This window comes from Sulfurimonas sp. HSL-1716 (genome assembly GCF_039645975.1).
Lineage (GTDB): Bacteria > Campylobacterota > Campylobacteria > Campylobacterales > Sulfurimonadaceae > Hydrocurvibacter > Hydrocurvibacter sulfurireducens.
This window is the reverse complement of record NZ_CP147918.1, coordinates 1,845,455-1,858,142: the sequence shown is the minus strand read 5'-3', so window position 1 is coordinate 1,858,142 and position 12,688 is coordinate 1,845,455. Positions and strand designations below refer to the sequence as shown.

Here is a 12,688-nt window from a genome sequence, read left to right as displayed (position 1 = left end):
CTTATGAGCAAATTAAAAAAAATACTTGTGCGTGCCCGCCGTCAAGTCTTCAGCGAGATGAGCGGAAACAACCCTTCCATCTTCAAAGGCGAAGGATACGATTTTATAGAGCTGCGCGAGTATATGCCCGGCGATGATATCCGCCATATCGACTGGAACATCACGGCAAAGATGCAGTCTCCCTATATCAAGATATTTAAAGAAGAAAGAGAACTCAACGTCGTTGTAGCTTCGATGCTAAACGGAAGCGTCTACTTCGGAAGCAAAAAGTTCAAGCAGGATCTTATAGCAGAGCTTGTCGCCCTTCTTGGTTTTTCAACTCTCAAAAACGGCGACCTTTTAAGTTCTTATATTTTCACAGACAGGATCGTATCTCATTCAAAACCGACCAAAAAGATGAGCTTTGCCACAAAAAATGTACAGCAGATAGTCGAATTCGATCCATTAAACGAAAAAGCCGATTACAAACTTATGGTCGAGAGTCTGTATAAAAGATTGAAACGAAAATCCCTGATAATCCTTATCGCGGATTTTTTTGATATACCCGACATCAAAGTTTTGGCAAAAAAACATGAGGTCATAGCTCTTATCGTCCGCGACAGGTTGGAAGAAAATCCGCCGGTTATGGGATTTTCATCGTTAATGGATCCTGAGAGCGGCGGAGTGCTCGAAGGCGACTTTAATGAAAAAAGCGTCAATGAATACGCGAAAAAAGTGCATATCCATGATAAGAAGCTGTATGAGAACTTTAGAAAAAGCGGTGTCAGATTCACAAAAGTCTATACCGACGATGTTGCAAGCGTAAGCTTAAGAAGAGTTTTTGAGAGAAGATGATGAACCCGGATGAGATAAAAATACGAGATATAAAACCGCTTTTAGAGATACAAGATCACAGCATCTATCTTTTTGCCGCGTTGATCGTCATCGCGCTGATTATACTCTTTGGCAGCGCATACCTTATTTTTCGATGGTATAAAAACAAAAACCGCATAAATATAAGAAAATCCGCATATAAAAAGCTTTTGCAGGTAGAACTCTTTGAAGCGAAAAAAGCGGCTTACGAAATAACCAAATACGGATATCTCTTTAAAGATGATTCGCAAAGAAACAGGGATATGTATCATAATCTCGTCGAAAGACTCGAAAAGTACAAGTATAGAAAAGATGTACAGGATTTTGATGAGGAAGCAAAAAGCTATTTTGAACTCTATAAAGGGATGATAGATGTTTGACGGTTTCTATTTTGAACACCCCAAAGTCTTATTTGTCATTTTTTTCTTTATAGCATGCGCCTCATTATGCCGCATGCGGCTGCCGTCGTTTTATTTTCCCCATTCGCAGCAGTTCGCAAAAGATACACTCGGCAAGTCAAAACTGCTTTTTTTGCTCAAATGGCTCTCTATAGTCATGCTCATACTGGCGTTCATGTCGCCGGTAAAAGACGAACCCTACGAGATCGCACCAAAGCATGGCTACGACATAGCGCTTATACTCGACAGCTCGGAATCCATGGGTTCGCATGGTTTTGATACCACGAACGTCAATGCCACGAAATTTGATGCGGTAAAGAGCATAGTAAAAGATTTTATCGTCAAAAGAAAGAACGATAATCTTGGGATAGTGGTATTTGGAGCCTACTCGTTCATAGCTTCGCCTTTGACATACGATAAGAACATACTTCAAAAAGTGGTTGATCAGATGTATATCTCTATCGCCGGACGGTATACGGCGCTTTACGATTCTCTGGCACAAGGCGTGAATCTGCTTAAAAACTCTAAGGCAAAGACAAAGATAGCCATTCTTTTGACAGACGGCTACAATACGCCCGAAGCTACGAAAATACCTTTGCGCGTAGCACTGGACATGGCAAAAAAAGAGAAGATAAAAGTCTACACCATAGGCATAGGAAATCCGGGCGAGTTCGATCAGGATCTTTTGGTGAAAATAGCAAAAGAAACAGGTGCAAAAGCATACGGTGCAGGAGACGCTTCACAGCTTCAAGGTATTTACAACGACATTGACAAGCTTGAGAAATCCGACCTAAAATCGCAGACTTTCACAAACGTAAAATATTACTATTTCTATCCTCTTTTTATAGGATTGCTTACTTTGATGCTGTATGTTTATCTTATGAACAAAAGGGGGCATGAATGACATTTTTACATCCTGAGTTTATATACTATATGCTGCTTCCGCTTATCGCTCTGTTTGCGCTTCTTTTAACGCAAAAAGACAGACATGCCCTCTTTTTTTCAGAGGAGACGATGGAAAAACTCCGTATCAATTCAAAAAGAATGAGCCTTCGTGTCAGAAACGTCCTTTTTTTTATCATAGGCTTACTGCTCATTTTGTCGCTTGCACAGCCCGTCGTTCCAAACGGAAAGGTAGAAATAAAAGCCAAAAGTGCAGATATTATGATAGCATTGGATATATCGGATTCCATGCTGGCGACGGATGTTTATCCTTCGCGCCTGGAACTTGCAAAACACAAGATACTCGATCTTTTGAAAATAGCTCCCAACGAGCGCATAGGGGTAGTTGCCTTTGCAAAATCAAGCTATCTCGTCTCTCCGCTTAGTTTTGATCATGATGCCGTTTCGTTTTTGACAAAACAGCTTGAACCGGAATCCATAACAGAAAAAGGAACGGATCTGCTGCAGCTGCTTTATTCTGTTAATGATAATCTCAAAAAGCAGAAAAACAGATATCTGCTGCTTTTAAGCGACGGCGGTGACAAAAAGGACTTTAGCAAAGAGATAGCGTATGCAAAAGCGCATAACATTACGGTATTTATTCTCGCGCTTGGAACAAAAAAAGGTGCTCCCATCAAAGAAGAGGATGGATTCATAACGCAAAACGGCAAAATCATAATCTCGAAACTCAACGAGTCAGTATCTTCTCTTGCGACAAGCACGGGAGGTGTTTATATAGAGGGAGTAAATTCCGACAGAGACGTCAAAGAGATGTTAAAAGAGATACGGTCTCGCAGCAAACAAAAAACTTTGAAATCCGAGACGATCACAAGATACATACCGCTGTTTTATATACCCGTAGGATTTGCTCTGTTTTTGCTTCTTATCGCGACGAGTTCCATGGGCAGACGGGAGACGGTAAACGTGCCGGGAGCGTTTTTGATAGCTCTGTTTTTATCGGCTTCTGTCCCCTCTTATGCGGGAATCATGGATTTTAAACTTGTCGACGATGCAAAAAAATCGTATGAGAAGGGAGATTATAAAAAGAGCAGTTTATTGTACGACAAATATGTAAAAGAGCATGATACGAACGAAGCCAATTACAACCTTGCTTCTGCGCTGTATAAAGATAAAAAATATAAAAAAGCCTCGCATCTTTACAACAGTGTTCATTTTGCGGATAAAAAGAAACAGGCGGGAGTTTTGTACAATCTGGCAAACTCCTATGCAAAATCCGGAAAACTTCAAGAAGCCCTTGATACTTATAATAAATCTCTTTCTTTAAAAGATGACGAAGATGCAAAGATAAACAGGGATATCATAGAAAAACTGCTAAAAAAGAGAAAAAACAAGAAACAAAACCAGCAAAACAAAAAGCAGCAGCAAAATAAGCAGAACAACCAAAATAATAAGAGCGGACAAAATAATCAAAAAGACCAGAACAAACAGGGGCAAAACAAAAACGGACAAGACCAGAACAAGCAAAACGGCAAAAACAATAAAAACAGCGATAATCAGGGGTCTCAAAATAAACAGAACCAAAAAGAGCAGAATAAAAACGGACAAAACGATTCGAAAAAATCAAGTAAAGCAGCCGATCAAGAGAAAAAAGAGAAGCAACAAGATCAGCAAAACAAAAACGCTCAGAACAAAGGTAAACAAAGTCAAAACGACACTCAAGAGCTAACAGGAACGCAAAAAAGCGATAAAGAGAAGCAACAAGATCAGCAGACGGGTTCAGATGCTTCATCGGCAAAGAAAGGATCCATGAGTGACAAAGAGGAGAAAAAATGGATAAAAAGATTGAACTCAAACACTCCTGCACATATCTATAAGCTAAAAGCCATGAAAACCGATAAGGATGATGAAAATGAAAAACCTTGGTAAGATAATAATTTTTTTAATATTTGCTGCAAATCTTTTTGCCGGTGTCACGGCAAGTGTCGATCAAAGTGTCATCACTCCGGGCAACATCGTAAACTTCAGCCTGCAGGTAAGCGATACGGGTTTTGAGAAACCAGATATCGATACCCTGTGCGGCGTGAACATACTTGGACGTTCATCTCAAACGAGCATCAGCGGCATAAACGGGAAGTTCACAAAAACCCAGACGCTCGTATACAGATTCTCGCCGGAAAAAAGCTGTACGATCGACCCCATAGAGATCAAAACAGACAGTGGCGTAGTCAAGACCAAGCCCATAAAAATAGATGTGCGTCCGCTTTCTGCAGATGCGAAGGCCAAGTTTTCTCTAATGTATAAAAGCGATAGGAAAGAGGTTTACGCCGGCGAACCTTTTAAGGTTATTTTGACTTCAAGGATCAGAAGGGACATGAAGATAATCGATTCAAAATTCGAGCCTTCGGATATGAATGGGTTTTGGATAAAAAAACAGCAGCAGACAGACGGTACGTATGAGGGAGATTATCTGCAGACAAAGGTGATATATATCCTCGCTGCGCAAAGAGACGGCAATCTGACCATACGTCCTGCCAAGATGAGTCTTGCGCAAAGAGGTCCCAGAGATGATTTTTGGGGTGATATGATGCCCCGTATCAAATGGAGCAGATACATTTCTAATAGGCTGCATGTAAAGGTGAAGCCTCTGCCAAACGGTATCGACATAGTAGGGCATGACATAACTATGGATATCTCGATAGACAAAACAAAAGCCAACCGTAACGAGCCCGTAAATGCGACCGTAAAGCTTACAGGTGTGGCGAATTTCGAAGATATAGGTTCCATAAAGCCTTTTATTCCCGATGTTTCCGTGTTTGAAGATGACGCAAAGATAGAACATTTTATAAAAAACGGCGCATACAGCGGCGAATATAGTAAGAAAATAGCATTTGTCGGGGACGGAAACTTTACGATCCCTGCTATACAGATAAGATATCTGGATACTAAAACCAATAGCGTGAAGACCCTGAAAACGCAGCCGGTACATATAGAGATCGCCGGAGGTGCTGCTAAAAAAAGCGAAGAACCTCTTAAAGTAGAGAGATCATCTATCGAAGAAAAAGCAGTCGGAGTAAAGGGAGCCCCCAATATCTCCTACATTTATATCGCTTTTTCCGCTTTGGCGGGCTTTGTCCTTGGAATACTTCTTATGCTGCTCAAGCCGTTGTTTAGAGCAAAAAAACGTACCGTGCATATATCCTCAAAAGATACAAAAGCGATACTTTCAAAGCTCATAGAGTTCAAAGAAGACCCGGAAGTAAAAGAGATGATAGATATATTGGAGAAAAAGCTTTATTCAGGCGAAGATGTGCAGATAGACAAGAATAAGCTCAAGGAGCTTAGAAAGAGATATGGTTTTTAACTGAAGATATTGTAAAGAGTATTGGCATCTTGCATATCTTTATGCAGCTCTTTCCAGTTTTGATCTTTTATATGATTTTTGAATATACGAAGCTCTTTTTCAAACAGCTCTATCGCTTCAAGGACGTTCTCTCTATTTTGTTTAAAGACATCTTCCCACATAGCGGGAGAACTTTTCGCAAGGCGGCTCATCGATCTGAAACCGCCGGCTGCAAGGGTGAGGATATCTTCTCTGTTTTCTTGCTGTATAACCGTGTTTGCCAGCGAGTATGAGATGGCATGGGGCATATGGCTGATGAATGCGGTATGACGGTCATGCTCGTGGGCATGCATATAGCTTATTTTCATTTCAAGCCCCTCAAAGAGCCTGATAGCCGTCTCTTTTTGACGGATCCCGCTCTCCTGCAGATCACATAAGACAACAACGCTGTCTTTGTACAAGTTCTCCACCGCGGCATAGGGACCGAAAAACTCCGTTCCCGTCATAGGGTGTGCTGCGACTACGTTTGCGCGTATTTGCGGAGGAATGGATTTTACGATCTTTTCTTTTGTACTTCCAAAATCTATAACGGTCGCGTAAGGGGAGATGTCTGTCAGCTGGTTTATGATGGAGATGATACCATCCACGGGAACGGCAAGAAAGATAACATCGCATCTTTTTATCTCTTCGAACTCCACGATTCTTTTTACAAGCGAAAGTTCAAGAGCTTGCTTTTGATGCTCTTTGTTATGATCGTTTCCGATGATCTCGTTTACAAACGGTAGTTTTTTGAGACTCAGCGCAAGGGAACCGCCCATCAGTCCAAGACCGATTATACCTACTTTCATAATTATTCCTATCACATATTGCCTGCTGAAGCTTCGCTTTTTAGCAAGAATCATTCTTTTTTACAGCAATGATACACTTAAATTACTTGAGTTTACGTAAGATTAATCACATTAAGGGTAAAATCTTAGACTTATTATTTAAATTTTAGGAAATTTATGAAAATAGTTTTTTTAGCATTTGCTTTTTTTATGGGGCTGAGCGTTTACGCCGATAAGATAAAAGAGATAAATTATGACGGTCTGTATCACATCTCAAGAGATGTCGCTATGCGTATGGTCGACTTGGATGTCGGAGATGAGCTAGACGCCAAAAAGGTGGACGATGCTATTAAAAAATATTTCCAACAGGGATATTTTCAAGACATATACGTAACTAATATGGACGGGAATGTTACGTTTCACTTTAAAGAGAAGCCGATCATCTCCAAAGTCGAGTTAAAAGGCTATAAGGATGACGACAAAGATTTTTTAAACGATGTGGTCATGATAAAACGGGGTGTGCTGTATGATGAGAAAAAGATAGAAGCCGCAAAGAACAGAATTATAGAATCACTCAACCATGACGGAAAGATCGATTCTGTCGTCGAAGTTGAAAAAACTATTCAAGAAAACGGCAGTATGCATATCAAATTTGTTATAAACGAAGGCGAAAAGATCATTATACAAAAGATAAAATACAGCGGTCTCAAAAGATTCAAAAGCAGCGATTTTGACGATACGGTGGCAAATAAAGAGCATCAGTTCATGGGATGGTTCTGGGGCAGAAACAGCGGTGAGCTGAAAATACAGGACCTGCAGTATGATCCGTTTCGCATACGCGATTACTATATGCAGTACGGCTATCTCGACGCCAAAGTGGATGCTCCGTTTGTGAGGGTCAATTTTGATCATTATACGGGAGAGATGAGTTACCAGATCGCCGAAGGCGACGTATACCGCATAAGCGGCATCGATGTGGATCAGACAAAACAGGTCATCGACGATGCGAAGCTTTTAGCAGTCGTCAAACTTAAAAAGAACGAACCGTTCAACATCAAAACTTTCCGTGAAGATTCCGACAGAATAAAAACCATAGTTGCAGATCTCGGATATGCATTTGTAAATGTCGTACCCGATCTTCAAAAAGATAAAAAGAACCATACTGTCAATGTCGTTTTTAAGGTCATACCCGGCGAAAAAGTACGTATAAGAAATGTTATCATCTCTGGGAACACGCGTACTCTGGACAGGATCATCAGACGCGAACTCTATCTGGGGCCCGGAGATATGTACAGTCTTACCGACCTGAAAGATTCGAGAAATGCGATCGGACGTCTTGGGTATTTTGAAAGCAACACTATCGAAGAAAAACGTATAGACGAGCGCACGATGGATCTTATAGTGAAAGTCAAAGAGACTCCTACCGGAAACATTCAGCTGGGCGGAGGATACGGAAGTTACGGCGGATTGCTTTTAAGCGTTGCCGTGAGTGACAGAAATATCTGGGGATCTGGTATAAACGTCGGCGTTAAACTTGAAAAATCCCAAATGACGCATAACTATTCATTCTCTATCTCAAATCCAAGACTTAACGATAGTGATTACAGCGGCAACTTCTCTATCTATCAATCCGCGACCGATTATACGGATTATTCGGTGGAAAGTAACGGAGTAAGCGTGGGTGTCGGGCATAGATTTACAAGACATGTTTCCGGATATCTGGGGTACAACTATTCTCAAAATACGTACAGCAACGTGGATCTTAATGCAACGAGTACGTACGGGAGCTACTATTTTGAGAGTTACTCGAAAAGTTCTGCGGTAGTAAGTATGAGTTTTGACAATACCGATGATTACTATCTTCCGCGTGAAGGTATGATCGCAAGTCAGAGCATAGAAAAATCCGGTATCGGCGGAGATGCGGATTTTTATAAATTTTTGACTAAATTTAGCAAATACAACGGCTTAAAAGATTATGTAGGTTTTGATGCGATTTTTAGATATAAAGCAAGATTCAATTATGCGGTCGATTCAGGGTATCTTCCGATCGCCGAGAAATTTTATATGGGGGGTATCGGAAGCGTGAGAGGATATCAGTCATATTCTCTTTCTCCGACCGTTCTTGATAACGGCGAAGTAAGACGCGTGGGAGCCAATGAAACCTTTTCAAATAACGCAGAGATAAGTTTTCCGCTGGTGCCTAAGGCAAAAATGCGTCTGGTAACGTTCCTTGACTGGGGATTCATAGGAGATAACTCTCTTAGTGAAATATCTCGCGGCGGTTATGGAGTCGGGATGGAGTGGTTCTCTCCTGTCGGACCGATCCAGCTGATGTTTGCAAATCCATTGAACCAGCAATCCGGTGACAAAGTATCACACTTTGAATTTACGATGGGACAAAGGTTTTAAGGGGTAGAGAAGGTATTTAAACGAACTCTACTCGTATCCCTTGCGGGAACTCTAGATTCTTGACCGCGTCTTTTACAAGATAGAGATTGTCTTTTGAAGCTATTTGCAGAGAGTTTTCGTTAAAGCCGATGTTGTAGTCGAGGTTTCTTGGTCTATGCGTTAAAAGAGCGGATGAGAGAGAGATGATAAAGCTTAAGAGTTCGGCGATCTTCTCATCTGGCAATATATTTTTATATTCCGTAATATGTGCTGTTGCCGGTGCTTTTCTTTTGGCATATCGGGTAAGCGTTGCGATAAGTATTATTTCCTGGTGCGTGAAACCGTATTCAAGCGCCGTCTGGATGAGGTAATAGCTGTGCTGATTGCTGGAATAATTATGAAGCGAAGCCCCGATAGGGGAAAGTTTTGCGCCGATGACCAGCGATTTTTTATATTTTTCATCTATATCGTAACTTTCACATATAAGATCAAAAATATGTTTTGAGAGTTTTGCCAATTGGTTTGAGTGGTTCTTGTCAAAGATGTATGAATCAAGCAGATATCTTACGGACGGATTGAAATTTGCGGGGAAAGTGCTGTCTTTTTGACCTCTTAGAAGGTCGCTGAGATAGACACCCTCTCTGACTCCGACGCCGCTTGTTATGAGGTTATCTATATCGTTTTTTCTCTTAAGCAGTTCGGATATTATCAGACTGCCCGGTTTTATGACGTCGTAACGGTCGGGTCTTATGTTCAGATGCTTCAGACGCCGTTCATTTGCATTTAGTATCTTGTCTATGAAATTGGACATGGTTTTTGAAGAACATTCAAAAGCGTGGAGCTTGTTGAGCGGATATCTGATATCTTTCATAATAGCGCGTGAAAGGGCGCGAAAAGTACCGCCTATACCTATGAGGTTTGAGATACTGATATCACTGAGCTTATCCAGTTCTTCGTTGATATATTTTTTTGCGCCCTCTATATCTTTTTTATCAAAGAAAAGTTCTTTGAGCCTCACGGTTCCAAGAGCAAGCGAGAGGGTGTTTTCTACTTTGCCGTTTAGGATATAGGAGAATTCCGTAGAACCGCCTCCTATGTCTATGGTCAGCGCCTCGGCTTGCGGCAGCAGATTACAGCAGGCTAAAGCGCCGTACAACGCTTCTTTTTCGCCGTCGATCACTTTAATGTTGAGTTTCAGACCGCTTCTTACGCGCGAGATGAACTCTTTTTTGTTGGGAGCGTCGCGCAGTGCCGACGTTGCGACACAAAGGATCTTTCTGGCTTTAAACGACGACGCTATGCTTAAAAAGTTTTCAAGCGCGTCATAGGTTCTCTGCATAGCTTCCTCTTGCAGATTGCCTCCGTTTTTATAGGCATTTTCTGGAAGCCTTACACGGCTTTTTACCTCGTGTAAAAGATGAAAGGCAAAACGGCTTGTTTTTTCATAGATAACCATTCTGGCCGAGTTAGAGCCTATATCTATGACAGCCGTTATTTTTGCCAAACTATTCCTCTTCCGCTAAAATCGATTTATATTTATATTGAAGTTCTGCTATTGTTTCCACATTGTCCTTGTCGGGAACGATACATTCAACAGGACAAACCGCTATACATGAAGGCTCATCATAAACACCGACACATTCCGTACATCTATCCGGATCAATAAAATAGATCGGATCTCCCTCTTCAATTGCCGTAGTAGGACATTCGTCACGACATGCATCACACGCTATACACTCTTCATTTATTAGTAAAGCCATTAAAAAACCTTATAGTTAATTGTTTTATGCTCGATTTATAGCAAAAATAACCTTTAAATTATTTGAAATGCAAAGGACAGCAGAGCTTGGAGATAATCGTGAGTGACGCTTTTGTTCCGGATACCCCATCCCCTCTATTTTTCAGCTCTATTTTACCGCCTATGGCATCAGCGGCGCTTTTTGCCAAAAAGAGGCCCAGTCCGACCCCGCTTTTATTTCCCTGGCGTTTAAAAGGAGCGAACAGATCGACGCTGTCATCGATACCGCAGCCTTCATCGAGTACTTCTATAACAAGCCCTTCATCGTTTAAATAACTGCTTATATAAACTCTTTTGTCTTTTGGAGTGAACTTCAGGGCGTTTTGCAAAAAGTTTTGGACTATCTGGTTTAAAAGACTGACCTGAAGCGTTGCCATAAACAAGTCGGGTTTAAAGCTCATGATGAGCTGTTTACCTTCATTTTCCGCAAGCAGTTTGAAGTCGTTGGCTTTTTCCCGCAAAACGGCTATGATATCGACTTCTGTCGGTTTTTCAAGCTGTGCTCCCTCCTGACGTCCGATATTGAGTATGTTTGAAACTATGTGGTTCATGTCGTCCACGGCTTTGTTGGTAGTTTTTAGAGCCTCTACGTACTCTTCGGGTGTGCGTTTTTTAAGAAGAGTGACCTGATTTTTCAATTTTATGACTGCAAGAGGAGTCTTTAGTTCGTGTGCAGTACCGATAAAGAGCTCTTTTTGATATTTTACAAAATTTTGAAGTCTGTTGATAAGATGATTCAGGGTATTGCCAAGAGGTTCAAACTCTTTTGGCAGCTCTTCTATTTTGATGGTCTGCATCAAGTGTTCGTTCATGTTCGAGAGTCTGTTTGAGAGTGTTGTGACCGGAGCGATCAGCATCTTAGACAGAGCGATAGCATACAAAATTATGAGAATGAAACCGACGGTGTTTATGATAAATATAGAGTTTAAGATGTTGTTTAAAAGCTGTTTTGTGGGAGTGATGTCTCTGGTGATCTTCAGATAGCTAAGATCATGGATCTTAAAGGGATAGATGATGGTAAGATATGTCCTGTTTTTTGTTGTCTTTTCATACATATGTACATAATCCAGCTGCTGTTTCAGGTTCACAAGTTCAACGGAGAGTCCCAAAAAGGTATCGGGGTTTGTTACGGTTGCGTCATAAAGGGATTTATAAGAAGCGATATTTTGAGCAAACTTTATCAGTTCGTCTCTTTTTTCGTCATAGATCGATTTTTCAATGTACAAATAAGCAAAAGAGGTAAATATCAGTATCAAGGATGCAGAAGCAAAAATAAGTTGAATGAAAAAGCGCTTGCGTATACTTCTTTGCATTAACATGTCGAGTTCCTAATATAATATACGGAAATTATAACGAAAGTGTCTTGTATGTAAAGAGTGATGGCGGATATATGCTGAGAGAAAAAACAAAGCATTTTGGCGCGGCAAAAAGGCTGAAGCCCTTAAGCGCATAAAACAGTGATTAGTTTACTTCTTTTGGAAAACAAAATCTGTAACCGCGGCGGCGGACCGTTTCGATAGTGGTAATTCCTAACGGTTTGTCCATTTTTTGACGAATTTGATTGATCGCGACCTCGATAACGTTTGGAGTTACAAGTTCAGGTTCTTCCCAGATAGCATCAAGCAGCTGCTCTTTTGAGACGATCTGGTCGCGGTGGCGTGCAAGGTGTGTAAGAACTTCGAATGGTTTGCCCTTGAGCTCGATCTCCTGCTCTTTATAGATGATCTTTTCCTCTTCGGGATTGATCGTAAGATCTTCGATCTCGATAATAGAGCTTCCGCCAAAACGAAGACGAGCTTCTAAACGGGCTATGAGAACGTCGAAGTTAAACGGTTTGCGGATATAATCATCGGCACCCGCACGCAGTGCTTCGATCTCGCTTTCATCGTCATCTCGGGCAGAAAGTACGACTACAACGGTTTTTGGTGTATTTGTTTTTATGTTAGGGATGATATCGACGCTATCGCCGTCCGGTAACATCCAGTCCATCAATACTAAATCGTAGTTACGGATATCAAGATAGTATTCGCCATCTTTTAAGGTTTCTACAACGTCACTTTGGTAGCCAAACTCTTTTAGCCCCTCTGCCAGCATTTTGTTTAGAGTAACTTCATCTTCTATAATCAGAATACGCATATTTTAAGTTCCTATGAGCGAAAAATTTTGCGCAATGATAGCATAC

The 12,688-nt window shown here is 41.1% G+C and carries 11 protein-coding genes; 6 read left to right on the top strand and 5 right to left on the bottom strand.

All coding sequences use genetic code 11. From position 1 onward, the window contains the following. Positions 1-3: 3 nt before the first annotated feature. The 5 genes from WCY03_RS09425 to WCY03_RS09405 are packed head-to-tail and all read left to right on the top strand — an operon-like array spanning position 4 to position 5,514. Complete coding sequence (locus WCY03_RS09425; RefSeq protein WP_345992377.1) at positions 4-834, top strand: DUF58 domain-containing protein; 831 nt, start codon at positions 4-6, stop codon at positions 832-834. After that, entirely contained in the window at positions 831-1,232 is a 402-nt protein-coding gene (locus WCY03_RS09420) for a hypothetical protein (RefSeq protein ID WP_345992375.1), read from the top strand. The genes WCY03_RS09425 and WCY03_RS09420 overlap by 4 nt, the downstream gene beginning before the upstream one ends. Further along, complete coding sequence (locus tag WCY03_RS09415; RefSeq protein WP_345992373.1) at positions 1,225-2,154, top strand: VWA domain-containing protein; 930 nt, start codon at positions 1,225-1,227, stop codon at positions 2,152-2,154. The genes WCY03_RS09420 and WCY03_RS09415 overlap by 8 nt, the downstream gene beginning before the upstream one ends. Further along, the gene (locus WCY03_RS09410; protein ID WP_345992370.1) at positions 2,151-4,079 is read left to right on the top strand and encodes a VWA domain-containing protein; all 1,929 of its coding nucleotides are present in this window, start codon (positions 2,151-2,153) and stop codon (positions 4,077-4,079) included. The genes WCY03_RS09415 and WCY03_RS09410 overlap by 4 nt, the downstream gene beginning before the upstream one ends. Beyond that, the gene (locus WCY03_RS09405; protein ID WP_345992368.1) at positions 4,063-5,514 is read left to right on the top strand and encodes a BatD family protein; all 1,452 of its coding nucleotides are present in this window, start codon (positions 4,063-4,065) and stop codon (positions 5,512-5,514) included. The genes WCY03_RS09410 and WCY03_RS09405 overlap by 17 nt, the downstream gene beginning before the upstream one ends. Here WCY03_RS09405 and WCY03_RS09400 read toward each other — a convergent pair. Further along, a complete protein-coding gene (locus WCY03_RS09400) occupies positions 5,511-6,341 on the bottom strand; it encodes a prephenate dehydrogenase (protein WP_345992366.1) in 831 nt (276 codons plus the stop codon). The two genes, WCY03_RS09405 and WCY03_RS09400, sit on opposite strands and share 4 nt — an antisense overlap. A gap of 156 nt (positions 6,342-6,497) precedes the next feature. Between WCY03_RS09400 and bamA the strand changes: the two genes are divergently transcribed. Further along, positions 6,498-8,729 (top strand): outer membrane protein assembly factor BamA, encoded by a 2,232-nt coding sequence (gene bamA / locus WCY03_RS09395; RefSeq protein WP_345992364.1) that lies wholly within the window; start codon positions 6,498-6,500, stop codon positions 8,727-8,729. Between the two features lie 16 nt (positions 8,730-8,745). On the opposite strand, the gene WCY03_RS09390 is transcribed toward bamA, so the two are convergent. From WCY03_RS09390 to hsrA, 4 genes are all read right to left on the bottom strand, one after another. Then, positions 8,746-10,212, bottom strand: a complete 1,467-nt coding sequence (locus WCY03_RS09390) for a Ppx/GppA phosphatase family protein (protein WP_345992362.1) — start codon at positions 10,210-10,212, stop codon at positions 8,746-8,748. A 1-nt stretch (position 10,213) separates the two neighbouring features. After that, positions 10,214-10,468 (bottom strand): YfhL family 4Fe-4S dicluster ferredoxin, encoded by a 255-nt coding sequence (locus WCY03_RS09385; RefSeq protein WP_345992360.1) that lies wholly within the window; start codon positions 10,466-10,468, stop codon positions 10,214-10,216. A gap of 58 nt (positions 10,469-10,526) precedes the next feature. Next, on the bottom strand, positions 10,527-11,819 hold the full coding sequence (locus WCY03_RS09380; RefSeq protein ID WP_345992358.1) for a HAMP domain-containing sensor histidine kinase: 1,293 nt from the start codon (positions 11,817-11,819) through the stop codon (positions 10,527-10,529). A gap of 148 nt (positions 11,820-11,967) precedes the next feature. Then, the gene (hsrA, locus tag WCY03_RS09375; protein WP_345979415.1) at positions 11,968-12,642 is read right to left on the bottom strand and encodes a homeostatic response regulator transcription factor HsrA; all 675 of its coding nucleotides are present in this window, start codon (positions 12,640-12,642) and stop codon (positions 11,968-11,970) included. Positions 12,643-12,688: the final 46 nt, after the last annotated feature.

Excerpts from the sequence above, each read along its gene's own strand:
- WCY03_RS09425 (WP_345992377.1), top strand. The coding sequence starts at position 4 with ATGAGCAAATTAAAAAAAATACTTGTGCGTGCCCGCCGTCAAGTCTTC.
- WCY03_RS09420 (WP_345992375.1), top strand. The coding sequence starts at position 831 with ATGATGAACCCGGATGAGATAAAAATACGAGATATAAAACCGCTTTTA.
- WCY03_RS09415 (WP_345992373.1), top strand. The coding sequence starts at position 1,225 with ATGTTTGACGGTTTCTATTTTGAACACCCCAAAGTCTTATTTGTCATT.
- WCY03_RS09410 (WP_345992370.1), top strand. The coding sequence starts at position 2,151 with ATGACATTTTTACATCCTGAGTTTATATACTATATGCTGCTTCCGCTT.
- WCY03_RS09405 (WP_345992368.1), top strand. The coding sequence starts at position 4,063 with ATGAAAAACCTTGGTAAGATAATAATTTTTTTAATATTTGCTGCAAAT.
- WCY03_RS09400 (WP_345992366.1), bottom strand. The coding sequence starts at position 6,341 with ATGAAAGTAGGTATAATCGGTCTTGGACTGATGGGCGGTTCCCTTGCG.
- bamA (WP_345992364.1), top strand. The coding sequence starts at position 6,498 with ATGAAAATAGTTTTTTTAGCATTTGCTTTTTTTATGGGGCTGAGCGTT.
- WCY03_RS09385 (WP_345992360.1), bottom strand. The coding sequence starts at position 10,468 with ATGGCTTTACTAATAAATGAAGAGTGTATAGCGTGTGATGCATGTCGT.
- WCY03_RS09380 (WP_345992358.1), bottom strand. The coding sequence starts at position 11,819 with ATGCAAAGAAGTATACGCAAGCGCTTTTTCATTCAACTTATTTTTGCT.
- hsrA (WP_345979415.1), bottom strand. The coding sequence starts at position 12,642 with ATGCGTATTCTGATTATAGAAGATGAAGTTACTCTAAACAAAATGCTG.